This window comes from Sphingomonas glacialis (assembly GCF_006439055.1).
Taxonomy (GTDB): domain Bacteria; phylum Pseudomonadota; class Alphaproteobacteria; order Sphingomonadales; family Sphingomonadaceae; genus Sphingomonas; species Sphingomonas glacialis_A.
Genome location: NZ_RCZC01000004.1, coordinates 70,670 through 96,225, shown reverse-complemented (window position 1 = coordinate 96,225; position 25,556 = coordinate 70,670). Strand labels below are relative to the sequence as shown.

Annotated in this window: 21 protein-coding genes and 1 pseudogene; 13 read left to right on the top strand and 9 right to left on the bottom strand. The window is 62.5% G+C overall.

Annotated features, from left to right (window positions below; all coding sequences use genetic code 11):
• Nucleotides 1–10: 10 nt before the first annotated feature.
• Genes kdpA through EAH76_RS14985 form a run of 5 tightly spaced genes read left to right on the top strand, consistent with a single transcriptional unit; the run spans nt 11 to nt 7,687 of the window.
• Complete coding sequence (gene kdpA, locus EAH76_RS15005; RefSeq protein WP_140851092.1) at nt 11–1,702, top strand: potassium-transporting ATPase subunit KdpA; 1,692 nt, start codon at nt 11–13, stop codon at nt 1,700–1,702.
• Nucleotides 1,703–1,714: 12 nt separating this feature from the next.
• A complete protein-coding gene (kdpB, locus tag EAH76_RS15000; protein WP_140851091.1) occupies nt 1,715–3,742 on the top strand; it encodes a potassium-transporting ATPase subunit KdpB in 2,028 nt (675 codons plus the stop codon).
• Nucleotides 3,743–3,752: 10 nt separating this feature from the next.
• Entirely contained in the window at nt 3,753–4,337 is a 585-nt protein-coding gene (kdpC, locus tag EAH76_RS14995) for a potassium-transporting ATPase subunit KdpC (RefSeq protein ID WP_140851090.1), read from the top strand.
• Nucleotides 4,334–6,973, top strand: coding sequence for a sensor histidine kinase (locus EAH76_RS14990; protein WP_140851089.1), 2,640 nt, complete (start codon nt 4,334–4,336; stop codon nt 6,971–6,973). Before kdpC ends, EAH76_RS14990 begins: the two co-directional genes overlap by 4 nt.
• A gap of 36 nt (nt 6,974–7,009) precedes the next feature.
• On the top strand, nt 7,010–7,687 hold the full coding sequence (locus EAH76_RS14985; RefSeq protein WP_140851088.1) for a response regulator: 678 nt from the start codon (nt 7,010–7,012) through the stop codon (nt 7,685–7,687).
• Between the two features lie 503 nt (nt 7,688–8,190).
• Here the strand turns inward: EAH76_RS14985 and EAH76_RS14980 are convergent.
• Nucleotides 8,191–9,414, bottom strand: coding sequence for an outer membrane beta-barrel protein (locus EAH76_RS14980; RefSeq protein WP_241659715.1), 1,224 nt, complete (start codon nt 9,412–9,414; stop codon nt 8,191–8,193).
• 650 nt (nt 9,415–10,064) lie between these two features.
• On the opposite strand from EAH76_RS14980, the gene EAH76_RS14975 reads away from it, so the two are divergent.
• The 3 genes and pseudogenes from EAH76_RS14975 (at nt 10,065) to EAH76_RS14965 (ending at nt 11,884) form a co-directional block, all read left to right on the top strand.
• A complete protein-coding gene (locus EAH76_RS14975) occupies nt 10,065–10,247 on the top strand; it encodes a hypothetical protein (RefSeq protein ID WP_140851087.1) in 183 nt (60 codons plus the stop codon).
• Between the two features lie 51 nt (nt 10,248–10,298).
• Nucleotides 10,299–10,787, top strand: coding sequence for a hypothetical protein (locus EAH76_RS14970; RefSeq protein WP_140851086.1), 489 nt, complete (start codon nt 10,299–10,301; stop codon nt 10,785–10,787).
• Between the two features lie 435 nt (nt 10,788–11,222).
• A pseudogene (locus EAH76_RS14965) lies at nt 11,223–11,884 on the top strand (SDR family NAD(P)-dependent oxidoreductase).
• A 152-nt stretch (nt 11,885–12,036) separates the two neighbouring features.
• Here the strand turns inward: EAH76_RS14965 and EAH76_RS14960 are convergent.
• Complete coding sequence (locus tag EAH76_RS14960; RefSeq protein WP_140851085.1) at nt 12,037–13,056, bottom strand: D-cysteine desulfhydrase family protein; 1,020 nt, start codon at nt 13,054–13,056, stop codon at nt 12,037–12,039.
• 300 nt (nt 13,057–13,356) lie between these two features.
• Between EAH76_RS14960 and EAH76_RS14955 the strand changes: the two genes are divergently transcribed.
• The 3 genes from EAH76_RS14955 (at nt 13,357) to EAH76_RS14940 (ending at nt 16,087) form a co-directional block, all read left to right on the top strand.
• Entirely contained in the window at nt 13,357–13,662 is a 306-nt protein-coding gene (locus EAH76_RS14955) for a hypothetical protein (RefSeq protein WP_194151017.1), read from the top strand.
• A 330-nt stretch (nt 13,663–13,992) separates the two neighbouring features.
• Nucleotides 13,993–14,544: a hypothetical protein gene (locus EAH76_RS14950; RefSeq protein ID WP_140851084.1), complete on the top strand. Its 552-nt coding sequence runs from the start codon at nt 13,993–13,995 to the stop codon at nt 14,542–14,544.
• 715 nt (nt 14,545–15,259) lie between these two features.
• Nucleotides 15,260–16,087 carry a transglutaminase-like domain-containing protein gene (locus EAH76_RS14940; protein WP_140851321.1) on the top strand — a complete coding sequence of 276 codons (828 nt, stop codon included), beginning with the start codon at nt 15,260–15,262 and terminating at the stop codon, nt 16,085–16,087.
• 11 nt (nt 16,088–16,098) lie between these two features.
• Here EAH76_RS14940 and EAH76_RS14935 read toward each other — a convergent pair whose 3' ends face one another.
• Genes EAH76_RS14935 through EAH76_RS14925 form a run of 3 tightly spaced genes read right to left on the bottom strand, consistent with a single transcriptional unit; the run spans nt 16,099 to nt 19,837 of the window.
• Entirely contained in the window at nt 16,099–18,105 is a 2,007-nt protein-coding gene (locus tag EAH76_RS14935) for a M3 family metallopeptidase (RefSeq protein ID WP_241659714.1), read from the bottom strand.
• A complete protein-coding gene (locus EAH76_RS14930) occupies nt 18,098–18,913 on the bottom strand; it encodes a transglutaminase-like domain-containing protein (RefSeq protein ID WP_140851083.1) in 816 nt (271 codons plus the stop codon). Before EAH76_RS14930 ends, EAH76_RS14935 begins: the two co-directional genes overlap by 8 nt.
• Nucleotides 18,914–18,928: 15 nt before the next feature.
• Nucleotides 18,929–19,837 carry a transglutaminase family protein gene (locus EAH76_RS14925; protein ID WP_140851082.1) on the bottom strand — a complete coding sequence of 303 codons (909 nt, stop codon included), beginning with the start codon at nt 19,835–19,837 and terminating at the stop codon, nt 18,929–18,931.
• Between the two features lie 14 nt (nt 19,838–19,851).
• On the opposite strand from EAH76_RS14925, the gene EAH76_RS14920 reads away from it, so the two are divergent.
• Nucleotides 19,852–20,643 (top strand): N-formylglutamate amidohydrolase, encoded by a 792-nt coding sequence (locus tag EAH76_RS14920; RefSeq protein ID WP_140851081.1) that lies wholly within the window; start codon nt 19,852–19,854, stop codon nt 20,641–20,643.
• Nucleotides 20,644–20,768: 125 nt separating this feature from the next.
• On the opposite strand, the gene EAH76_RS14915 is transcribed toward EAH76_RS14920, so the two are convergent.
• Both EAH76_RS14915 and EAH76_RS14910 read right to left on the bottom strand, forming a co-directional pair.
• Nucleotides 20,769–21,554, bottom strand: coding sequence for a type 1 glutamine amidotransferase (locus EAH76_RS14915; protein WP_241659713.1), 786 nt, complete (start codon nt 21,552–21,554; stop codon nt 20,769–20,771).
• Between the two features lie 251 nt (nt 21,555–21,805).
• The gene (locus tag EAH76_RS14910) at nt 21,806–21,985 is read right to left on the bottom strand and encodes a hypothetical protein (RefSeq protein WP_140851079.1); all 180 of its coding nucleotides are present in this window, start codon (nt 21,983–21,985) and stop codon (nt 21,806–21,808) included.
• Between the two features lie 265 nt (nt 21,986–22,250).
• Between EAH76_RS14910 and EAH76_RS14905 the strand changes: the two genes are divergently transcribed.
• Nucleotides 22,251–23,435, top strand: a complete 1,185-nt coding sequence (locus EAH76_RS14905; RefSeq protein WP_241659712.1) for a Gfo/Idh/MocA family protein — start codon at nt 22,251–22,253, stop codon at nt 23,433–23,435.
• 45 nt (nt 23,436–23,480) lie between these two features.
• Here the strand turns inward: EAH76_RS14905 and EAH76_RS24305 are convergent, their stop codons facing one another.
• A complete protein-coding gene (locus EAH76_RS24305) occupies nt 23,481–24,113 on the bottom strand; it encodes a hypothetical protein (RefSeq protein ID WP_206667878.1) in 633 nt (210 codons plus the stop codon).
• A gap of 230 nt (nt 24,114–24,343) precedes the next feature.
• Nucleotides 24,344–25,282: a VOC family protein gene (locus EAH76_RS14895; protein WP_140851078.1), complete on the bottom strand. Its 939-nt coding sequence runs from the start codon at nt 25,280–25,282 to the stop codon at nt 24,344–24,346.
• Nucleotides 25,283–25,556 lie beyond the last annotated feature (274 nt).

Below are 25,556 nucleotides of genomic sequence, written 5' to 3'. Positions count from 1 at the left end.
GCGCGGCACCATGACCTTTGCCGGTTGGAGCATGATCCTCCTCTTCATCGTGCTGATCGTCGCGCTGGCCAAGCCAGCGGGCGCCTGGATGCACGCCCTTTATGCCCGCGAGACGCTGCCCTTGGGCTTTGTCGAACGCGGCTTTTACAAACTCGCCGGGATCGATCCCAAGGCCGAGCAGAGCTGGGTCGGGTATGCCGTATCGCTGATGGTGTTCAACCTCGGCGGCATTGCGCTCCTGTTCGCGATCCTCAAGCTGCAGGGCGTTCTGCCGATGAACCCGCAAGGGTTTGGCGGCATGGAGACGTTGCTCGCGTTCAACACTGCGGTCAGTTTCGTCACCAACACCAATTGGCAGAATTACGGCGGTGAATCGTCGCTGTCGAACCTCAGCCAGATGGCGGGGCTGACGGTGCAGAACTTCCTGTCGGCCGCGGTCGGCATTGCCGTCGCCTTCGCCTTCATCCGCGGATTTGCCCGCAAGCAGGCTTCGGGCATTGGCAATTTCTGGGTCGATGTGACGCGCGCCACGCTGTACCTGCTGCTCCCGATCTCGATCGTGCTCGCGCTGGTCTATGTCGTGATGGGCGTGCCGCAGACCTTCGGGCCGTCGGTCGTCGCGACGACGATCGAAGGCGCCAAGCAGACCATCGCGGTCGGCCCGGTCGCCTCGCAGCTTGCGATCAAGATGCTCGGCACCAACGGCGGCGGCTTCTTCAATGCCAACTCCGCGCATCCGTTCGAGAACCCGACCGCACTCAGCAACTTCCTGCAGATGATCACGATCTTCGTGCTCGGCGCCGGCCTCACGCTCACCTTCGGCAAGGCGGTCGGCAACGTCCGCCAGGGCTGGGCGATCCTTGCCGCGATGCTGCTCCTCTTCATCGCCGGTGTCGCAGTCGCTTACGGCGCGGAAGCCGCTGGCAACCCGATCCATCACGCGCTCGGCGTCGCCGGCGGCAATATGGAGGGCAAGGAAGTCCGCTTCGGCATCGCGGCCACCGCGCTGTTCGCAGTCGTCACCACCGCCACTTCGTGTGGTGCCGTCATCGGCATGCACGACAGCTTTACCGCGATCGGCGGGCTTGTCCCGCTGTTCAACATGCAGCTGGGCGAGCTCGTCATCGGCGGCGTCGGCTCAGGGCTTTATGCGGTGCTGATCTACTGCATCCTCGCGGTGTTCATCGCAGGGTTGATGGTCGGCCGCACGCCCGAATATGTCGGCAAGAAGATCGAATCGCGCGAGATGAAGCTGGCGGTGATCGCCATCGCGATCCCGCCGCTCGCGATCCTCGGGCTGACCGCGGTCGCGTGCATCACCGGTGCGGGGCTTGCCGGCCCGGCCGCCAAGGGTGCGCACGGGTTCAGCGAGATCCTCTACGCCTTCACCTCGGGTGCCGCGAACAACGGCTCGGCGTTCGGTGGCCTCAGCGGCAACACGCCGTTCTACAATCTGCTGCTCGCGCTCGACATGTTCGTCGGCCGCTTCGGTGTGATCCTGCCCGTCCTCGCGATCTCCGGGGGCCTCGCCGCCAAGCGTCGCGTGCCCGAGGGCGCGGGGTCGTTCCCGACCACCGGGCTGCTGTGGATCGGCCTGCTCGCGGCGATCATCGTGATCGTCGGTGGTCTCACCTTCCTGCCGTCGCTCGCGCTCGGTCCGATTGCGGACCAGGCGCAGGTCGCCGCTGGCACCGTGCTCTAAAAGGTCATCGACATGGCAAACCAGAACGCTTCGCTCTTCACCGGCCCGCTGCTCGCCGCGGCGGTCCGAGATGCCTTCCTCAAGCTCGATCCGCGCAAGCTGATCAAAACGCCGGTGATGTTCGTGACGGCAATCGTCGCGAGCCTCTCCACCATCTTGCTCGTCAAGGGGCTGGTCACCGGCACCGGCCATCCGGTGTTCGAGGGCCAGTTGGTCTTCTGGCTATGGCTGACGGTGCTGTTCGGCAACGTCGCCGAGGCGCTCGCCGAGGGCCGCGGAAAGGCGCAAGCTGCCTCGCTGCGCGCCACCAAGGCCGAGCTTCGCGCCAAGAAAATGATCGGCGTCGCGGGCGCCTGGGAAATGGTAGACGCAACCAGTCTGGTGATTGGCGACGAGGTACTCGTCGAGACCGGCGACCTTATCCCGGCCGATGGCGAGGTCGTCGCGGGCGTCGCTTCGGTCAACGAAGCCGCGATCACCGGCGAGAGCGCGCCGGTGATCCGCGAAGGCGGCGGCGACCGTTCTGCCGTCACCGCGGGCACGCGCGTCATCGCCGATGCGATTACGGTCCGCGTGACCGCAGGCGCTGGTCAGGGCTTTCTCGACCGCATGATTGCGTTGGTCGAGGGTGCGCAGCGGCAGAAGACGCCGAACGAGATCGCGCTGACGATCCTGCTCGCCGGGCTCACGCTGATCTTCCTGATCGCGGTTGGCACGCTGCCGGCGTTCGCCTCCTATGCTGGCGGGATGCTCGCGATCCCTGTGCTCGTCGCCTTGTTCGTGACGCTGATCCCGACGACGATTTCGGCGCTACTTTCGGCGATCGGCATCGCGGGCATGGACCGGCTCGTGCGCTTCAACGTGCTCGCCAAGTCGGGCCGCGCAGTGGAAGCCGCGGGCGACATCGACACGCTGCTGCTCGACAAGACCGGCACGATCACGATCGGCGATCGCCAGGCGACCGCCTTCCTGCCCGTCCCCGGCGTCACCGTCGCCGAGCTGACCGCCGCCGCCCGCCTCGCCAGCCTGTCGGACGAAACGCCCGAGGGTCGCTCGATCGTCGTGCTCGCCAATCAGGACGGCAGCGCTGCGGTGGCAATGCCCGCGGGCGCCGAAGAGATCAAATTCACCTCGCAGACACGCGTTTCGGGTCTCCAGATCGGCGATCGCGCGCTGGTCAAAGGCGCGGTCGATGCGATCCTCAAGCGGCTCCCCGATGCGCCCAACGGCGAGGCACTGCGCAAGATTGCCGACGAGATCGCGCGTGGCGGTGCGACCCCGCTCGCGGTCGCCGATGGCAATCGCCTGCTCGGCGTCGTCCAGCTCAAGGACATCGTCAAGGCGGGCATCCGCGAGCGGTTCGGCGAGCTGCGCCGGATGGGGATCCGCACGGTGATGATCACCGGCGACAACCCGCTCACCGCCGCGAGCATCGCTGCCGAAAGCGGGGTCGACGACTTCCTCGCCGAGGCGACGCCCGAGGACAAGCTCGCGCTGATCCGCAAGGAGCAGGAAGGCGGCAAGCTCGTCGCGATGTGCGGTGACGGCACCAACGACGCGCCCGCGCTTGCGCAGAGCGACGTCGGCGTCGCGATGAACACCGGCACGCAGGCGGCGCGCGAGGCGGGCAACATGGTCGATCTCGACAGCGATCCGACCAAGCTGATCGAGATCGTCGGGCTCGGCAAGCAGCTGCTGATGACGCGTGGCGCACTGACCACCTTCTCGATCTCGAACGACGTCGCCAAATATTTCGCGATCCTGCCCGCGATCTTCGTCGCGCTCTATCCGGGATTGGGTGGGTTGAACGTGATGCGGCTCGCCAGCCCCGAAAGCGCGATCCTGTCGGCGATCATGTTCAACGCGCTGATCATCCCGGCACTGGTGCCGCTCGCGCTGAAGGGCGTGAAGTACCGCCCTGCCCCCGCCGGCACGCTGCTCGCGCGCAACCTCGCCATTTACGGCGTCGGTGGGCTGATCGCACCATTCATCGGCATCAAGGCGATCGACCTCGTCGTCGCCGCTTTGCACCTTGCTTGAGGATTTCCAGATGTTGACCGAAACCTTTCGTGCGCTGCGCCCGACCGTCGTCCTGCTCCTGCTGGTCACGATCGTGACCGGCCTGCTCTATCCCGCCGCGATCACCGGCATCGCGCAGGTCGCGCTGCCGGTGCAGGCCAATGGCAGCCTGCTGAGCGACGTCCACGGGCAGCCGATCGGCTCCGCGCTGATCGCACAGAATTTCACGGGCCCGACCTACTTCCATCCGCGTCCCTCTGCCGCCGGCAAGGATGGCTATGATGCGAGCTCGTCGGCCGCGACCAACCTAGCGCCGGGTTCGAAGGACCTGCGCGATGCCATCGCCAAGCGCGTTTCGAGCGCGCGGGCGGAAGGGATGACCGGGGATCTACCCGCCGACCTGGTCACCACTAGCGCCTCGGGGCTCGATCCCGATCTGAGCCCCGAGGCGGCGTTGCTGCAAGCTCCGCGTGTCGCCAAGGCGCGCGGGCTCGCGGTCGGCAAGGTCACCGCGCTGATCGACGCGCAGACCGAGGCGCCGTTGCTCGGCATCATCGGCGAGCGCCACGTCAATGTTCTGCTGCTCAATCGACAGCTCGACGCAAGCGCCCAGTGAACGAGACCCGCCCCTCCCCCGAGGCGCTGCTGAAAGCAGCCCGGCGCGAGGGGCGCGGCCGTCTGAAGATCTTCCTCGGCGCAGCCCCTGGCGTCGGCAAGACCTTCGAGATGCTGCGCCAAGGCGCCGAACTGCTGCGCAGTGGCGCCGATGTCGTCGCCGGCGTAATCGAAACGCACGGCCGCGCCGATACCGACCGGCTGACCGCGCCGTTCGAGATTTTGGCGCGCGCAAAGATCGAGCACGGCGCGCATACTTTGGAAGAGTTCGATCTCGACGCGATGCTCGCGCGGCACCCCAAGGTCGCGCTAATCGACGAATTCGCCCACACCAATGCGCCGGGCAGCCGCCATCCCAAGCGCTGGCAGGATATCGAGGAGCTGCGCGAGGCCGGGATCGACGTGCTCAGCACACTCAACATCCAGCATGTCGAGAGCCTCAACGACGTCGTCGCGGGCTTTACCCGCGTCCGCGTGCGCGAGACGGTGCCCGATGCGGTGCTCGACGATGCCGAGATCGAAGTCGTCGACGTCCCGCCCGACGAGCTGATCGCACGCCTCAAAGAGGGCAAGGTCTATATCCCGGCCGAGGCGACGCGCGCACTCGGCCATTTCTTTTCCAAGTCGAACCTGTCGGCGTTGCGCGAACTCGCGCTGCGCCGCGCTGCGCAGACGGTCGATCGGCATCTTCTCGACCATGTCGCGAGCCTTGGCGAGGCCGGCACATGGGCAGGCGGCGAGCGGCTCGTCGTCGCGGTCGGCGACCAGCCGGGCAGCGACGTGCTGATCCGATCGGCCAAGCGCCTAGCCGATGCGCTGCACGCGAGCTGGACCGCAGTGGTGGTCGAGACGCCACGCTCGGCGAGGCTCTCGGCGCCTGCGCGCGCGCGGATGGCCGACGCGCTCGACCTCGCGACCGGGCTCGGCGCGACGATCGCGACCGTTCCCGCAAGGAGCGTGCTTGAGGGTCTGTGCGCGCACATCCGCGAGGCGCGCGCCACCGCGGTGGTCATCGGCAAGTCGCGGCGGTCGTGGTGGTTCGAGCTGCGGCATGGCTCGGTGGTCGACCGGCTGGTGCGCGCGCTCGATGGCGTTGCGATCCACGTCGTCCCCGTCGCGGAGGCCAGCGAGACGCGCCGCGAGACGCCGACGACGCGTCCGATCCTGGCGCGCGGCAGCGCCATCGGCCTCGCCTTCGTCGCCGCCAGCACCGCTCTGTCGCAACTGCTGCTGCCAGTGGTCGGGGCCGACGCGATCGACCTGCTCTATCTGCTGCCGGTGATTGCGACCGCGACGCTCTATGGCCTGCGCTCGTCGCTGATCGCGAGCGTCGGGGCGGCACTCGCCTATAATTTCTTCTTCCTGCCGCCGCTCTACACGCTGACGATCACCGATCCGCACAATGTTGTCACGCTGACCGTGTTCGTCATCGTCGCGGTGGTGGCCAGCCAGCTTGCGGGACAGGTGCGGCGCGAAGCCAATGTCGGCGCGCGTACCGCGACCGAGAATGCCGCGCTCGCCGCCTTCGGCCAACGCCTCGCCGCCGTTTCGGACGAGAGCGGCACGGCAATCGCGACGTGCGAGGAGATTGCGGCGTTGCTCGGTGTCTCGACGATCCTGCTCGCCGACCGGGATGGGCGCCATATGACGATCGCCGCCGCGCCGGCGATGGTTGCGCTGAGCCCGATCGACACCGCCGCCGCCGAATGGGCGTTCGACCGCGGCGAAGTGACTGGACGCGACAGCGGCACGCTGACCGCGAGCGAGTGGCAGTTCCACCCGCTGAAGACCGCGCTCGGCGTGCTCGGGGTATTGGGCGTGGCGCGCGAAGGCGGTGACCCGATCCCCGCCGAAAAGCGCGTGCTGTTCGCGACGCTCGTCGGGCAGGCCGCGCTGGCGCACGAGCGGCTGCAGCTCGAGGCGCAGGCGCGCGAGGTCAATTCGCTCAAGCAGCGCGACGATCTGCGCGCGACCTTGCTCTCCTCGATCGGGCACGATCTCAAGACGCCGCTCACCGCGGTCGTCGCCGCCGCCGACGAACTCGCCGTCGCGCACAGCGCGTCGCCCGCCAGCGCGACGCTCAAGAGCGAAGCGCGCCGCTTGCGGCGGGTGTTCGACGATCTGGTCGAGATGACGCGGATCGAGGCGGGTGCGCTCGTCGTCAAGCGCGAGGCGACCGACCTGACCGACGCCGTCGCCGCCGCCGCGCGTGACCTGCGCGCCGAACTTGCGCGGCACCGGCTGGTGCTCGACGTGCCGCCGACGCTTCCCTTGGTCGAGGCCGATCCGCGGATGCTGCACCATGTGCTGATCAACCTGCTCGGCAATGCCGCCAAGTTCGCACCGGCGGATACCGACATCGTGATCGAGGGGCGCCGCACGCCCGACGGGCTGACGCTCGGCGTGCTCGATGAGGGACCGGGCCTCCCGGTCGGCAGCGAAGCACATCTGTTCGACCGTTTTACCCGCGTCGATGGCAATGATCGTACCGGTGGGACGGGGCTGGGACTGGCCATAGTCCAGGGTTTTGCCCATGCGATGGGATTGCGCGTCAGCGCCGCCAACCGCGACGATGAGGGTTCGGCGTTTGTCGTAACATGGCCGAATGCGCTGATCCGGCGCACAATATCGGAATGAGTTTCTTGAAATGTATGTGACGGTGTTGCGTTTATCATGAGTGGTCAGATTCTTATCGTCGACGACGAGGCCGCAATCCGCCGCCTCGTTCGCGGTGCGGTCGAGCGCGGCGGTCTCACTGCCGACGAAGCCGCCAATGCCGCCGAAGCCCTTACCTATGCGCGACGGCCGGGCTGTGAACTCGTCCTGCTCGATCTGGGATTGCCAGACCGCGATGGGATCGAACTGATCCCGCACCTCAAGGCGCTAGACCGCACCGTCATCGTCCTGACCGCGCGGGATGCGATTGCGGAGAAAGTCGCTGCGCTCGATCTCGGCGCCGACGACTATGTCGTTAAGCCGTTCGACACGGACGAACTTCTTGCTCGTGTGCGAGTCGCACTCCGGCGGCACAACAGCTCGCCGGCCGGACACGATCGCCTGCGGGCGGGCGCAGTTGAGATTGACCTCAATGAGCACAAAGTTTGGCGCGACGGCGAACTCGTCAAATTGACACGCAAGGAATTCGCCTTACTTGCCGAATTGACCCGCCATGCCGGAAAATTGCTGACGCACGCACATCTTTTGCGAACCATCTGGGGTGACGGACATGTCGAAGATGTCGCCTATCTCAGGGTTGCGATCCGCGCCCTCAGGCTGAAGCTCGAGGTTGACGCCGCGTCGCCAAGCTATCTTATGAACGAGCCCGGCATCGGCTATCGGCTTATCGTGTGAGATCCGTTCGGGCTGCAGCCTGATGAGCTCGGGCAACAAGAAATGCGGCTAGCGTCGCACGACCGGCGCACGATCCGGGCGCAACCATTCGAGCATTAGCAGTAACTGCGACACTGTCGTGATGGGGATTAGCTTCACTCCTTACGTTTTTGCGCCGAAGCGCGGCACGTGTGCAGGCGCTCTTCCAGCCGTCTCGCAAACGGGAGCCCCCGACGAGAAGCAGTAAGCCAAAACTTGCAAAAGCGAGGGCGGTTAGATTGATCCCCGCCGTCAGCTCTATCTCTGAGGGCCACGCATAAAAAAGCGCAGCTTCGCGGCAGAAGATCATGCCGATCCCAGTACCGAGCAATACGAAGACGCCTACCAAACGATGCAATACATCACGGCGGTTCATTGCGGCCTCAATTTGGCATGGATAACGTGACGGCGTTGCCTGCGTGCAAACACATCGGGCGCATCAGATCGGTAGCGCGGCGCGCCAGAATGGCGTGCCGCGCTTTCCGTCAGAACAGAAATCCGGTCTCGAGCAAGCCGCGAACCTGGTCGCGCTTGTTGAAATCTGCGCCGAAGCCAGAACCGGGCGCGAGCTTGCCGATCCGGGTATAGGAAACTTCGCCACGAGCGAAGAAAATGCCTTTTTGATAGGTCGGCGTGAAAGTCGCAGACCAGGCATCGCTATGCGGGCCGTAGAGCAGGTTGGTCGGCACGCAATCCGTCGCCAGCCCGCAATCATCACCTGAAGATTTCAGATATTCGCCGCGTGCGGCGAGGGAAAGTCCCTTGGCTAGCGTATATTTCGCCAGCAAAGCACCGCCAAAAGTTTCCGCCGAACGGTTGAGGCCAAGCGCGTCATCACGATCGACGCGATTGTATTGCAGATACGGTGTAAGCGTCAGCGGCCCCTTGGCGTAGGTGTAGATTATGTTGAAAATGCTGCCGTTATTCTGGGCAAGCGGCGTCGCATAGGAGCTACGCCGCGACCGCGAGAAGCTCCCCGCACCAATCACCGTGAGCGTGTTGGCGGTGTCGAATGCATAAGATGCAGTGCCGGAGATCCAGTTAAACTTGCCCGAATAATAGCCGTCGTTGAGAGACACCGCAGCACTCAGCTTGCCGTGTGCATAGTTGACCTGCGCGCCGCGACTGATCGACGGCTCCTGATTCCACAGCAGACCGCGTTCGACGTTCATATTCTGAAACGTGAAGGTCGATTCCGCACCGACCATCGTCGGCAGGAAGCCTGCAGTAATCGAGAGATCCTTGCTTAGCACGGCCTTGGCATAAGCCACTGGGACGGGGCCGAAGAGCAAATCCTGTGCCTTGCCCGAACGCAGATAGGACGTGCCGAGCGCGGGCAGGGAATAGGCGCCAGCCTGCACGTAGAGCTGCAGCGGACCCGTCGTGGTCTGGATCTCGACCTGCGCGTTGGACACGTCTGCCGCCGTGTCGGAGGTCACCGTGCCGGGGGTGCTGGTCACATGGCTTTGGGCCAGTGCGACGCCGCTGACTTGCCCGGTTACGGTCACGTCACCGAACGGGCCGGCATTCACGACGATTGGATGTGCGTTGGGTGCAAGTGGCCCGGAGAAACTAGGCGAAGCAACCGGGTCGGCCAAGGCTGACGACGACGCGAAGAGCATACCGCAGCTGCCAACCAGCGCGAGACTGCGGAGGTCGAGCGCGTAGCGCCAGCCGCGTGCCTGCATCGGTAGAAGACGAAAACTCACGTGCAGAATCCTTTTTTCGATGTCGATGCACGGCGCGGTATCTATCCTGCCATAAAGATTCGTGTGGGAACTCAGGTGGTTTGAGTAAAAAACGCGTATAAATGCTCTACGTCGATGCATCCTCGACGCGGCGGTTTTCCAGCATGCGAGGCGATCTACTTTAGCTTGTTGAAGCAAATTATTAAACGCCTGTGCAGGTGTGGATCCTCTGGCCGGCTTCAGGGTCGATGAAGATCCACGAACACGAAGCGTGAACGTGGAGTAGCTTTCGATTTGAGGCACCACAGGCTCGAATGTTGGAGAGTAAGCACTTAGCTGCCGACGACAGGCATCCTCGCAAACACCCGCGCGAATTCGTCCGCGAAGACCGATAACTGGTCGTTCACGGACCGCTACACGCTTCCTAAAACCTGAATTTCATTTGCGCGGTAATGGCATGAATTAACACGCCATTACCGCGCGCCACAGCGATTAACCGACGGGCGCAGCGTTGAGTTGCGTTTACCTCGATTTGCATAACTTGGCTTTTGGCCTTTCCGTGACGGCGCAACGCCGAAACATCTACTTTTAACCGCCGCCTCTTCCTATTGCTCTTCGCGCAAACCGCGCGCATCCTCTTCCAGATCCAGTGACGCGAGGGGGCAAGCGGCATGGCAACAGCACTTTATCAACCGACCCGAATGGCCGAGGAACGTCGGTTTTTCTTCGTGATGTCGATCGCGCTATTTGCGACTGCGGTTGCGGGCTTCGGCTCCGACATTATCACCGGCCGCGCCTGGTTCACCGATTTTCCGTGGCAGGTACATGTCCACGCGGCCGTTTTCACCTCATAGATCGTCCTGTACGTGGTGCAGAACTGGCTAGTGGTGGATGGCCACAATATCATGCTGCATCGCCGCCTCGGCTGGTTGGGCGCAGGGATCGCGACAATCATGGTACCGCTCGGCATCGCGGCGACGGTAATGGCAGTCGCCCGCGGCAGTGTCGCTGGCATCTTTCCGCTCGGCTTCTTCCTAGCGATGGATATCCTTGGCATCCTAGGGTTCGCCGCGCTCACCTTTGCCGCGATCCGGCTGCGACATCGTGCGGGATGGCACAAGCGGCTGATGCTGTGCGGGACGGTGCTGGTAATCGCGCCGGGGATTGGACGGCTAGTAGGCCCGCTGCCGCTTGGCATTCTCACGCCCTTCGCGCTGTTCGCCGCGATCATGCTCTACATCCTGGTCGGCATATTCTTCGACCTGATCGTCCTGCGGCGCATTCACCGCGCCTACTGGTGGGGCGCGGGTACGGTGGCGCTGCTACAGCTGCTGACTGGCCCGATCGGCTTCAGCCCGCCAGTCGTGGCCTTCGCAGAACAGCTTGCCCCGTGACCGGCGCGTCGTCTGGCCTCGACGAAGGCGCCGAGCGCAGGATGACGAGCAAAAGGAAAAAAATTGGAAATCACAGAGCATTACGCCGACTTGCTAAAAGTTATCGCAGGTGAATTTCGCAGCTCGGCTGAGGATTTGACTGGTTGATACGACCCATAAGGCGAAATGCGCAGGCACATTGCTGATCCCCAAATTCCGCTGTTGGTTTATGCCTGAAGCAATACCATTTTCGCAGGCGATACTTCGGGCCGAAGAACTACGACGAGGCATAGATCCGGACATACAGTTTATTGATCTCGGATAATGGTAAGCTTTTTCCCCGGGCTAAGATCAGTAAACGTAAACATAGCAAGGAGTGTAAATGGGCGTTCTGGACGGTAAAATAGCGCTCGTATCGGCGGAACTCGGGGAATTAGCGAGGCTATTAGCCGGAGGATGGTCACCGATAGCGCTTCGGTTGGAATCATTTATTTAAGCCGAGTGAACGAAGCCCAGAACTTTGAAAGTGAATTGCGCAAGAATGACGCAAGGGTGTCTGCTGCACAGGCCGACGTCAGCGACGTGGCAGCGCTTGATCGTGCGATCGACCAGGTTGCAGGTCATCTCGGCGGCCTCGATATTCTCGTAAGTGTAGCCGGGACGCCGATCGTCGGTTCGCTTGAGGCTTACGCGGACGTCGCTTTCGACAGGTCCTTTGCACTTAATGTCAGGCCCCCCTTCCTGGCCGCGAAAAAGGCCGGGTCTCTGATGGCTAAGGGCGGGCGCATCATCATTGGCAGCATCGTCGCAGACAGAATGCCGGGTGGGGGTGGAACGCTATATGCCGCGAGCAAGGCGGCGTTAGGAGGGATGACTCGAGGCTGGCGCGCGATCTTGGGCCGCAAGAGATTACCGCGAATCTGGTTCAGCCGGGGCCGATCGACAGCGAACCCGATCCGGCAGACAGCCCCAATGCCGCTCTGAACAGGGCACCGCTTGCTATCGCCCGTCATGGAGCCGCCGATGAGGTTGCAGGCCTCGTCGCTTACTTGGCTTCGCCGGAAGCAGGTTTCGTCACGGGCGCCACCTATAATATCGATGACGGTTGGAGTTCATAACACGCCCGTCTTGTTCAAACGGCAGGAAAGTCGCACCGGCCGTCGCACGGCTGGCTTGACCCAGAACTGGACCTTCAGCATGCGCTCACCGCTCCCAAAGTTCAGGCATTCGTTCAGGTGAGAAGCGCGACTTTGCCTAAGGGGCAGCGGGACTAATCGCGCCGGAATGCCGGCTCGTATGCAAATAGGCCTGGCAAGCCGCCGGTCATTACGAACAAGACCGGTTCCCCCTTGCGCCATCTACCTTCCCGGATGGCAGCGATGAGGCCCGCAAAAGCCTTTCCACCATAGACTGGATCGAGCAGCAGGCCTTCCGACCGGGCAACCAGTCGTACCGCTTCGAACATCGCGTCGGTCGGCACGCCGTAACCTTCGCCGAGTTGGCCGTCCGTGACGACGATGTCGCCTTCAACGAACTCGCTAGCCGGGTCGATGAGCGCCAGGGTCCGAACAGCAAGTTCGGTGGTGACTGTCCGCGCCTTTTCGATTGGGGCAAGGACGGTGAACGATTCGATCCGGCCGGGCTCGTCTCCTGCCGCCTTCAGCCCTGCGGCCAAGCCGGCATGCGTTCCAGAGCTACCGTTCGGCACGATGATCCGATGGAAGCGAAGCCCGAGGTCATGCTCCTGTGCCATTATCTCCTCTGCACACACAGCGTAGCCGAGACAGCCGAGCGGCGAAGAGCCACCAGAGCCTACGACATAAGCGCGATGCCCCTTGGCGAACAGGTGCACAGCGCGCTCCTGAGCGACGGCCAACGCATCAACATCGGCCGTTCTTCGACGGACAGTTGCGCCGAACAGATCATCGAGCAGCACATTGCCGTTGCGCTGGTAGGCTTCGTCGTCGCGCGTAACGGTATCCGTGAGGACCAGCTCGCAAGAGAGCCCGGCTCGCGCCGCGGCGGCGGCGCTCAGTCTGGCATGGTTCGATTGTCGCGCGCCTGTGGTGATAAACGTATCGCAGCCTTGGTCCAGCGCCTCGCCGATCAGGAACTCCAGTTTCCTAAGCTTGTTGCCGCCCCCACCGATGCCCGTCAGGTCGTCGCGCTTCACGTAGATCGGAGGGCAGCCCCCGCAGCCGAGCACCTGTTCCAGCCGGGTCAGGCGTTGGATCGGCGTAGGCCCCTCCAGCAGATTAAATCGAGGTCGTCTTTGAAGCTGAATTAGCATCGATCGTTCCGGTCCCGCGGTACAGGTCTCTCGTGGCAGCTTCGGGCAGCCTCGTCATGCTCAAGAACTCATAAGCGATCAATTCCTCAGGTACGCATTCGAATTTGGGTAAAGATATGATGCAATGCCAGCGCCTGCTTCGACACAGAAGCCGGCATCAAATGCATTCGGCCAATTCCTGGACGCGGACTTTCATTCACGTTGGCACCTATAGCGCGTTATATCGAATTCTGATGTGAATCGCTGCGCCATAAGCCCCGTACGTGCGTTGAGCACATCTGGATTAACGGAGATCGCGCCATGGCTACAATTAGTGCTACCTTCGAGACACGACGCGAAGCCGAGCTGGCAATTGAACACCTAGTGCAAGAGCATGGCATAGACCGCGACGACGTGGAAGTTGGTACGGAGGGCGACCAGAACAGTGCTGGGGTCGAGGCTAGTGGCTCGGACAACAAGACTGAACTTGAGAGCGGCACGGGAGACGAAGCTGCCCTGAACGGCCGCATCTCGCTCGTCGTTACGGTTGACAGTGAGGAAACCTCTAAATCCGTGCAGAGAGTTCTCGAGAAACATGGCGGAGATAAGGTTACTATCGAAGGATGATGTTCTCGATAGATACCTAGCGCGACTTCATCGCATCGAGTGATGCCCCGAGAAGGTCTCGGACTCATACTTTAGAGGACCGGGCTGCGGTGGTGACTGAACCGAGATCCAGACATTCGCAGCGCCCTTTTTGCTTCGCCGACTTCTGCCATTCGACAATCTTGCTGTGAGAACCGGTTTTAGGTCGACGGCGCGTTTCTTCAACGGCGATAATTGTTAGATTGTAGGCCGGCCGCTTCCGGGCAAAGTGGAGTGATGGCGGATATTGTTGCTGGGTGAATTGTTGTCGTCGAAGTCCCGCCATGAACGGCGGCACCACAAAGGACGAACATGCTGATATTGGCAATGGCCGTTGCAATCACGCAGGCGTCTCCCGGAGCCATTGAGCCACCCAGGCCAGGTACAATCACGGTAGATTTGAGCGGGGAAGATCCCGTATGGGAAGATCGTGGCGAGGCTGCTGATGACGACCCGTTTGTCAGGGCTACCCGAGACGCGTTGGGGTATGCCAACTTCCTCGTTCTGCCCCCCGGTATCCACAGTCGCTACATTGCAAGTGTCGAGGTTAGCCAGCAGGAACGCGGGTCCGTTGCTGCCGACGGTGTCGAGGCAAAGCCGGCTGGCAACATCGGCAATTGGGGCGGAGGTGTTCGGATAACGCTACCTTCAAAAAAGACTAATCTGCGCGCCCTCATCATAACGCGATTAGACATCAAGGTGCGTCTCCGTAGCGACGGCCAGCTCGTCTGGTCAGGCAGTGCGCTGACCGCTCAAGTCGAAGGGACCGGAGCGGGCTCGATTGCGGCGTTGGGCGTAAAACTAGCGAATGCAGTGGTCTCGCAATTTCCCCTGACGGTGGAAGTGCCGATTTCGGTTCCATGACCAGCCTTGGACACGCCGAAAATTGTCACTTTAGGGCCCCGTTGCGAAAGGGAACCCCTTTGCAATGCACATTTGCGCTAGTCTAAAATGCTAGGGCTTCGGTATATATCCTACGGCGACACGTGTTCCTTAGGCTGCCGAACTGCCTGTCATGCTGAGTTGACCGATGTGATCCGTAGGGACCAGTAGATCGTATTAGCTTTGCCGGATTTGGCAGCTCCATGAACATTAAGCCCGCTATCGATGTCATGCGCGACGTCGCAAGGAGATGTGGATCCGAGGGGCACTTGGCGCGCCAAACACGCTTGCCGTCCACGCCGAATAGATACTGCAGTTTCTTTTAAGCAAACGTCGAGCCCGATATATTCGTCCATGGCTGTTCTCCATCAGATGCTTGGGCCCGGCTTCCAGTCGTGAGCCCGTACCGCCATCTTATCGGGGAACAGCCACCAGCATCCATCTTGAACGCTTGGGCTTCGCTCCGGCGATTACCCATGTTCACATTCGAAGCCAACCGCAATCCTTTGCTACTGGTCGTCGAACAACCGTTGCCACAAGACCGCCCGCCATCGCTAGGCTGGCGGAATGAATGGCCGTTCGGACAACCGGCCCTGGTTGCTATCTTCCTCGTCTTCCGCAACATGTCCTCTATGTCGGACTTCAGAGATGCGGATCCGCCAATGCATTGGCCCTCAGTCTCAAGAAGTTGCTGAAAATGCTTATCCGCGCTGGCTACGACATCGGGTTTGCGACCGACCATCCGGTGCCTATGCTCGCAAACCTAAGCGTCCATCCCTCGCGGAATCGCGATCTGCGTACAGCGCAGCGCATCATGACGACGCCAGACGTACCGATGTACGATTATCTCGATTCGTTTGGAAACGTATGCACGCCTCTGACAATTCCTACCGGCGGCATCACAACCTCTTGCGGCTTCGTGATCGAAGACCCGTTCGCGCCCGACGAAGTGGAGCCAGATGCTCAGCAGGTACCCGTTGAGGAAATCCCGGACAAGATCTTGCTGTACCTACTCGGCAGCCGCTATTGCGAGACAGACCGATTGTCGGAGATCGCCTGGGCAACGTTCGGCGGCCTGTCTGGCTGGACGCTGGTGCAGGCGATCGTAAGCTTCGTGCACGAGCGCATTTCGTTCGACTATACCACCGCGCGACCCGACAAGACCGCTTTCGACGCATATAACGAGCGTGTCGGCGTATGCCGCGATTACGCCCATCTTGCGGTTGCCTTGTGCCGCGCCATGAATGTGCCCGCGCGCTATTGTACCGGCTATATGGGCGACATGGATCTGCCCGAATTGGTCGGGGAGATGGACTTCTCGGCCTGGTTCGAGGCGTATCTCGACGGCCGCTGGTTTGTGTTCGACGCACGTCACAATTATCCTCGCCGCGGCCGCATCCTGATGGCGCGCGGTCGTGACGCGACTGACGTCGCGCTGACCAACACCTTCGGTAGCGCGGCCCTGGTGCGCTTTCAGGTCTATACCGACGAAGACAGGTTGGGGATGATTGCTCCGCGCTCCTGACGCCGAGGGGCTTACGAAGCCAGTTTGCGCGCGCGCAGCAACGCCACCTCGTGCGGGCCTCGACCACGAAACGCCTTGAACGAGTCCATAGGATCGCGGCTATTTCCTGGAGCGAGCACGTCGCGACGGAAGCGCTGCGCCAGCGCGGGATCGAACAGATCCCCCACCTCGCCGAACGCCGCAAAGGCGTCGGCATCGAGCACTTCGGCCCACAAGTAACTGTAATAGCTACCGGCATAGCCTCCGTCGAACACGTGCGTAAAATGCGTGAGGCCATGCCGCGGCGCGATCGTCGCCGGCATGCCGAGCGTGGCAAGAATGTGCGCGGCGAAAGCCTTGGCGTTGGATATGGCGCTCGGATCATGATGCAGTGCCAAGTCGACGATCGCCGAAGCGAGAAATTCGATCGTCGCAAAGCCCTGTCCGAAATCGTCCGCATGGCCGATCGCCGTGATCAACGCTTCCGGGACATCGAACGCCGCCAGTGTCTCGGGTGCGACGATCCAATGCTCCATGAATTTGCTTGGGAACTCGACGAAATCGCGGGCCACTGCGGTGCCCGCGTGGCTTGGATAGACGACATCCGACAACAAAGCGTGGAGCGCATGGCCGAATTCGTGGAACAGCGTGCGCGCCTCATCGATCGATAGACCGGTATCTGTACCGCCCGGCGCCTTGGCAAAATTTGCGACGAGATAGGCGATCGGCTGCACCGGGCCATCGAGTTTTTCCTGCACGCGGAGCGACCCCATCCACGCGCCACCGTGCTTTTCGGCGCGTGCGAAATCATCGGTGTACAGCAAGCCGAGCGGAGTGCCGTTGGCTTCGCTCACCGCCCAAGCCTGCACGTCGGGGTGCCAGCCAGCGAGCGCGGGACGATGCTCGAAGCGAAGGCCGTAGAGCCGTTCTGCGGTGGAGAAGGCCGCTGCGCGCACGCGCGCCAGCGTCAGATGGTGACGGACCTCCGTGCCGTCGAGTGCGTAGCGCGCCATCCGCACCGTCTCGGCGTAAAAACGCCAGTCCCACGGCGCGAAGTCCGGAATCCCGGCAGTGCGCTCAAGTTCGGCCTGTTCGGCCTGCGCTTGCAGCAGCGCAGGCTCCCATACGCGTAGCAGCAATGCCATCGCCGCCTCGGGCGTCTTTGCCATGCTATCGGTAAGCGCGTAGTCGGCGTAGCTGGCATATCCGAGCAGCGCCGCACGCTCGTGCCGCAGCGCGAGGATCCGCTCGACCAATGGACCGTTGTCTTGTGCGCCGCCGTCACAGCGTGTCGTAAAAGCGCGCCACATCCGCTCGCGCAGGTCACGCCGTGTCGAAAAGCTCAGCATCCCCTCGACATCGCCGCGATCGAGCGTCAGCACGTAACGCCCGGCAAGCCCGCGCAATTCCGCGCGACGGGCGGCGGCCGCCTGCATCGTTACGGGCAGGCCATCGAGATCGGGGCGGTCGAGCACCATCTCCCATTCGGCTGCCGCTGCCAGGACATTCTGCCCGAACTGGGTCGTCAGGGCCGCCAGTTCCTCGGAGATCGCCGCATAACGCGCCTTATCGACTGCCTCGAGCGCGGCGCCGCCATCGACTAAGCCGCGATAGCTCTGGTCGAGCAAGCGCAGCTGGGCCTCGTCGAGTGCGGTTTCGTCCCGTTTTGCCCACACCTGCGCCACACGCGCGAACAAATGCGGGTTGTGCGCAACCGCAATGCCGTGTCGCGTCAGCATCTGTGTCACCACCGGCTCGATCGCGCGGATCGCTGCATCGGACTGCGCCGAGCTGATCGTCCAGAAAATCCGCCGCACGCGCGACAGCCGAGCGCCGGCTCGCTCGAGCGCCTCGAGCGTGTTGGCGAAACTCGGCGCCGCCTGGTCCGCCACAATCCGCGCGATATCGGCTGCGGCTTCCGCCACCCCCTGCTCGAAGGCCGGAACGAACATCTCTGGTGTGATGGCCGTAAAATCAGGCGCGCCGAACGCCAGCGCGCTCTGGTCGAGGAGCGGGTCGCGAGCAGAGGAATCAGTCAAGCGCTAGAACCTCATCGGTATGGACATCGAACCCGGTCAGCTGCGCTGCGCCAAAGGTCGTGGTAAGCGCGGTGTCGGTGGCATCGCGGCCGCGGGCCATCAAAATCCGCCCGATCCGCGGCCGGTTGTGGCGCGCATCGAACGTATGCCACGCGCCGCCGAGATACACCTCGAACCATGCCGAGAAATCCATCGGCGCGTCGACCGGCGCAATGCCGATATCCCCAAGATAGCCGGTGCAGTAGCGCGCGGGGATGTTCATGCAGCGACATAGCGTGATCGCAAGGTGCGCGAAGTCGCGGCACACACCTTGGCGCTCCTGATGCGTGTCCCACGCCGTCTTTGTCGGGCGGGCATAGTGATAGCCGAACTCGACATGCTCATGGGTAAAGTCGACGATCGCCTGCACCCTGGCCCACCCCGCAGGGGCATGCCCGAAGCGCGACCAGGCCGTGTCGCCGAGTCGGTCGGTCTCGCAATAGCGACTGCCGAGCAGAAAGATCAGCACATCGTCGGGCAGGTCCTCGACTGGATGCTGCACCGCCTCGGGCGTGAGCGTATCGGGCAGTCCGCTATCCTCGACGGTGAAATCGCTCGTCAGCGTGAGGCCGCCGGCAGGCACCGTCACTCGCGAGCAGACGTTCCCATAGGCATCGACATAGTCGTACATCGGCACGTCCGGCGTCGCAACGATACGATGCGGCGTCACCAGACCCTTATGGCGCGAGGGGTGAATGCTGAGCATCGCCATCATCGGGGTCGGCGTATCGGCTTCGTAACGGATTTGGTAACCGGCGCGGATCAACATGATCGTACGTCTCCCTCAGATCGAACGGCTTTGCGGGTAGGATTCGGCAGCTGGGTCCTCGACTGAGATGTTCACACCGACCGTCATGTCCAGAAAACTGCCGGGAAAACCGGCCCAGGTCCCCGAGATCGGCACTGCCTGGTAGATATCGCGCGCCACTGCCACACGGATCAGTCCGCGATTGCCGATGATGCCGTTGGTTGGGTCGAACTCGACCCAGCCTGAGCCGGGCAGGTAGATCCGCACCCAAGCGTGGGTGTTGCCCCCGCCGACATGCGTATCGCGCGTCGTCGGGCTGTAGACATAGCCCGAGACGAAGCGCGCGGCGAAACCCAGCGCGCGCGCCGCCTCGATCATCAGCATGGCGTAGTCGCGGCACGTGCCCTTGCGCGAGGTAAGCGTCTCGATCGGAGTCTGCGTACCCTTCTCCGGGCGCGAGACATAGGTGAAATCACGCTTGATCGACGCGGTCATGCTCGACAGCATGGCGAGCGTATCGGTGCGACCACCGGCATCCAGAAAGCTGCGCGCCCAATGGTCGATTTGACGCAGCGGATCGAGATGCTGGCGCTCGATTGAGCGCAGCAGGTCGGGCATTTCCTCCGACGAATAGGTAAAGGGGTAGAAGCGCGCATAATCTTCGATATCGACGTTCTGCAGCGGCGCGGGGTTGTGCCGAACGCGCACCTTGCTGTCGATCGTCAGGCTTTTTGCGCGCTTTTTGAAAGTCGCGATCGCGACGGAATTGCCGAACACGTCCTGTAGCCAGCGCAGATCGGACGGCGGTGGATCAATGTCGAGCGTGGCCTCGACCAGATGCTGGTCATAGCTTTCACGCGGGCGGACCATGATACGGTGCTCGCCAAAAGCCACCGGCTGGCGGTAGGTATATTGCGTTACGTGAGAGAGAGACAGCAGAGGCATTGGATGTCCGTCGCATGAAGAGCCAGTCAAGCCAAATGCTGCTCGCAGCAGACGATCCACCACCGGTCCAGGTGATCAACCCGCAAGGTCGGTCGCCGTTCCTCCTCCTTGGTGATCATGCCGGCAATCTCGTGCCTGGAGCGCTCCAGCGGTTCGGCCTCGGCGCCGAGGATATGCGCCGTCATATCGCCTGGGATCTTGGAACTGCCGACTTAGGCGAAGCGCTGTCCGCAGCGCTCGACGCGATGTTCATCCGCCAAACCTATTCGCGGCTCGTGATCGACTGCAACCGTGATCCGGACGCGGCCGATGCCATGCCGGCTATCAGCGATGGGACCGTCATCCCGGCCAACGGTTCGCTGAGCGACGCAGACCGGTTGGCGCGCGTGGCCGCGATCCACGCGCCGTATCAAAGCGCCATTGGCGCCGAGCTCGCGCGACGGGACGTGCTTGGGCGCGCAACGACGCTGGTGAGCTTGCACAGCTTCACTCCGGTGATGAACGGGGTGAGCCGCCCATGGCATATCGGCGTCCTGTATTCCGAAGGTGATACGCGTTTCTCAACTAAGCTGCTGGACCTGCTGCGCGAAGAGGATGACTTATGCGTTGGCGACAATCAGCCTTACGCCATGGACGCGACAGACTTCACGGTGCCACGCCATGCGTTCAGTTCGAAGCGTCGCTATGCCGAGATCGAGATTCGCCAGGACCTGCTGTCCACCCATATGGATATCCGCGCATGGGCCACGACTATCGCCAATCACCTGACACAGGTCGATGCAGATCTCGTTGAAAACCAAGTCTGAGATCTCATCGCGTCCGCACGGTATCCTACAGAGTTCGCTCGGAAGAGATTTTGCCAATACGTTCACTCCATTGATTCTATTGAATTCGGATTTCAGTCGCTCGTTCAAGATCTGGACGCGGAATATCAGGCAGCTGGAGAAGGTACAGCAGAGTCCTTGCGCCGCCGATCGAGCGCGGACAGTTCCGCCAGAAAGTTGACGATCTCCCGGCGGCGCCGGTCTTCGTCGGCAAATTCGCCGTCGACACCGAGCAGCCAACGGAGCGCGCGCTCGTCGGGCTTTCGATGGAGTGCGGCGATTTGGTCGGCTCGCGTGTCGACGTCATCCCTGCTTTCAGCGAGCCCAGCTGTGACGAGATCATCGGCCTGCCGTTGGAGGGCAACGGCGATCTCCCCGAGGGCAAGTTCGGGATGGTATTGAACGCCCCAGAAAACGCCGCGATCGTGGCGTATCTCGACAGCTTGAACCCGTGTCACGGGGTTGGTGGCAAGGAGCCTGGCACCTTCGGGCAGTTCCTCGACCTCATCACCGTGGATCGCAGGTGCGTCCCAAGTATCAGCTCGACCAGCGAGCATCGGATGGCCTTGCCCCGCCTTGGTGGCCACGATGCGTCGCGAAATACCAGCCTCCATCCGCTCCGGCATCTTTCGAACGCGGCCGCCGGCCGCCGTAACAGCAATCTGCAGTCCGGCGCACGAGCCGAACGATGGCGTTCCCGAGGCGAACACCGCACGCATGAAGGCGAGCTGTCGCCGCACCTCGGGCGTGTCGTCGTAAACGTGCAACGGCGATCCGGTGAGGAAAACCGCATCATAGCGGGTGATGTCGTCGGGCAAGAAGGTACGAGCATCGTCGTCGGCTGGCTGAACGATATCGATCGCACAATCTGGCGAGAGCTGTTTCAACGTCACAGAGTAGGTTTCGCCTGAACTCTTGCCCGCTTGGGCACGACGCGCTTCACGCTCGGTGAGGGTCTCGCTGTCGGCAATCAGGAAGTGTGGCAGGGTATGTCTCGATCATAGTGAGGTGTCAGTGGAGGTCGATGCACGCTTCGGTCGGCCCACATTGTCCAAAGTGCGCCGTGGATGGTGTCCGCTTTTCCGGTGAGGCCCTGGCACCTCCTCCATCTGCAACGTGCGGTAAATCCGCCTCCTTGATAATCTTAGCGTACGATCTCGGTGCAGTGCCCTTCGAGCGCGCGCTCCGCGTCCAGCTCAGCGCCCGAGCCGCAATAGAGTTCCGCGCACTCCTCTCGCAGGCATCTGCCCTCGATCGTGATATCGTCGCGATAGGTGTCGCCGACGATCGCAAGCGTATCGAAGTGACGCGCCTGGAAAAACACCTGATGCCTGTCGTTCTAACCATTGCTGGTGAGGACACGGCCAATCTTCGAACACCATGGGGGAATTGGGGGAGCCAAACGCCGCAAGCGCACCGGCGGCGGCGCGTCGTGTTTGCGCTCAGGGCCTCGCGGATCGTGTTCGGTCGGTGAAGACATCCGGCAGACGCAATGCCATAGCCGCGTTATTTCACCTATCGTCCCTCGCGGGACGTGTCACTATGCGCCCGTAAAAGACAGAGCTGTTTGGGGTTGGATGGAGGCGAGCATGGCGAGTGACGTATCGAGGCGCGGCGTGCTGCAAATGAGCATCGGTGCGGCCTTGGCTGTGCCAGGCTTAACGATTTCCAAGGAAGCACGGGCGCAACGCGAGCGCGACTCGGTCGGCATCGCAGTGGTCGGATTGGGCAAGCTCAGTCAGGGGCAGATCCTGCCCGCGCTCAAGCGGACCAAGGGGGCCCATCTCGCTGCTTTGGTCAGCGGTGTCCCGGAAAAGGCGAAGAAATGGGCTGACGAATTCGGCCTGGCCGACAGCGCGATCTACAATTATCACAATTTCGATGCCATCGCGCGCGATCCGACGATTCAGATCGTCTACATCGTGTTGCCCAATTCGATGCATGCCGAATTCACGGTGCGATCGTTCAAGGCCGGCAAGCATGTGCTTTGCGAGAAGCCAATGTCGGTCACGCTGACCGAGGCGGAGCGGATGATCGCGGCGGGCAAGGCCGCCAACCGTCAATTGATGATCGCCTATCGCTGCCATTATGATCCCGTAAACGTCACGGGCATGCAGTTGATGCGCAAAGGCGTCATCGGCACGCCCCGGTTGATCAATGCGGTGATGGGCAAGCAGACGACCCTGTCCGATTCATCGGATGCTTGGCGGCTCGACATGGCAATGTCGGGCGGCGGTGCGCTGGCCGACATGGGGATCTACGGCATCAACGCTACACGCTATCTGCTGGCGGAAGAACCGACCGAGGTGCGCGGCTGGGCGCGGACTGACAAAAGCGATCCGCGATTCAAAACGGTCGAGGACATGGTCGTGTGGCAGATGAAATTCCCGTCGGGCGCGATCGGCGACGGATCGTCCTGCTTCTCGCAGCCGGGCACGATGGCGTGGCAGGCGATCGGGACCGAACGGCGGCTCGTCGCCGATCCGGGCTGCTTCTATGGCGGCAATGCGATCAAGATCGTCGGTGGAAGCAACGACACCCAGCCGCAAGTGGCCGAAATCGACCATTTCGGGAATGAGATGAACTGGTTCGCCGACGTGGTTCGAGGGCGTGTGCCCAATGTCTCGCCAGGTGAGGAAGGGCTGCAGGACATGCGGATCATGCATGCGATCCTGCAGTCGGTGGACAACGGCGGCAGCGCCGTCAAAATCGCCTTCGGCTATAAGCGTGCCTACGATCCGGCGACTACCGTCGGAATCCGTACGTCGATCTGATCCGATAGCGGCAACGCGCCCAACTGGACGCACCGACCTATCGCGTTAGCGCACGCGGCCGGCCCGGTTCTCGAACACGAGGTTCGACACAGTGGCGGTCTCTGCCACGCCGGGCAGGTGCGAGGTAAAGCCGATCCCGACGTAGAACGGGGCGGTCAGCTTGAGCGTGATAGGCGCCCCGAACTGGTGCATCGGCTCGCCTTGTTCGCTCACCCACAGCGTGAACTGGTCGCCTTTCTTCTCGATGCCAATGCGCTTGGCGTTGAGCGTGAGCAGACTGTCGGGCGACTTGCCGCCGGGCAGGCCGCCGCGACTGCCGATGCGATATTCCATGTCGCTGAGCCGCCGCCCCTTCTCGGGGCGCTGTGCCAGATGGATCATACCGTCGCCGTGAAGCGCGACCAGGGCTTCCTTGGCATCGTCGTCGAGCGACTGGCGGATCACGAGCAGCGCCTTGTGGTCGCGAAAGCCGCCGTCCGGATAGGCGAGGTTGGCCGCAAGCGAGACGTCGCCGCTAATCCGCTTGAACAGAAAGCGGAACTCGTCACGGGTGTACCAGACGTTATAGCCTGCCGAGCGGATCGTGTAGGTATCGCCGGCCAACGACGCCCTACCCGGGACGAGCGCGCCGCCGACATCGGCCTGTCCTTTGAACACGCCGATCGGGCTGTTCTCCACGCGCGTATCGCGGTGGAAACCGGCAGGCGGTCCGACCTGAGTGTGCTGTGTCGATTGTGGATAGGCCCAGTCAGGTGCGAGCGGCGCGCCGGGCGGACTGTTTTTGGCGGAAGTTCCGGCAATCTCAGGCGACTCCTGCGCTGGCAAGGCCATGGCAAGGGCCGCGGCAAGGAGTGTTACAGTCGCAGCGGCAATCCCGGATATCGGTCTCTGCATGATCGTTCGCTCGCTTATCGCTGCGGATCTGGGGCGCGGAACGGTGAACAGCAGGGTTTGCCGATTGCACGGAACTCCATCAGTTCGGCGCGCGTCCCGTCAGGGTCGAGCAGGTTCAGCTGCCACTTGGCGTCGCGTCCGATCTTGGGCGTCTGTTCCTGTCCTTGCAGGCGGTCGCCATTCCACAGCAGCGTATAGGCTGCGCGCGCGTCGGGAATGCCGAGCGCGAAATGGTTGAGAACGCCCAAGTCCGCCGCCGACATTGCGGGCGGGAGGCCGGTAGTGTCGGGCGTCCCGACGACCATATATTCGATCCAGTCGCGCCCATCGGGCAATTGGAGCGAGATCCAGGTGGGATGATCGTCGCGCATCCCGCCTTCCCAATAGGGGCGTAACCCAAGGATCGCCTTGTAGAAGCGATCCTCATTGGCGCGATTATGGACGATGAAGCCGACATGCATGACGTGGCTCGAAAGCGGGTTGGACGGTACCGCGGGCAGGCGGGCGGGCGGTTGCAGGAATTGCACCACGGTTCCCTCGGGGTCGGTTACCGAAAACCAGCGGCTGCCGTCGGCGGCCGTGCTCAGCTCTGCAGGCACGGTGATGCCGTGCGCCGCCAAATATGTCCGCATTACATCGGCGTCCGCGGTGTTGAACGCGACGTGCGCCAGGCGGTTCATGGAATGCTCGCCGGGCGGCAGCGGCAGCACCTCGACGAACTGGGTCGGCGCGAAATAGTAGCGTACGCCCGATGGGTGTTCGGGATCGGGCAGCTTTACCGCGCCCAGATCATGCACATAGAAGCGTTCGCTCTTTGCCGGATTTTGCGCATAGACCGCGATGTGCGACACGCTTGCGAGCGGCGGACGGGCAAGGCCCTCCGCCGCGACTGGTGCCGCAGGTGAGAACGCCGCCAACAGAACGCACCAGCACCCTTTGATTAGCCTATTCATTCAGTACGCCCCTCTCCGTGCGCTGGTTGCGCTATCATCGAATGGTGTAGGTCGGTCCCGGACGTTTAGCGAGAGTCGAATGGCAGCGTCGGCGTGCGAATACGCTCGCCGAGCGCCCGGTAAGCGTCGAGTGCGGCATGATGCTACGGTAGATTGCCCACCATCCGGAGCTCGCGCAGCGCTGCTCGCCAGAATGCTCCGCCTCGCGACGCAGTCGCCGCAAGCCATTGCGCCCCAGGCAGCTTGTCCACTTCGACATGACAAAAATGAGAAT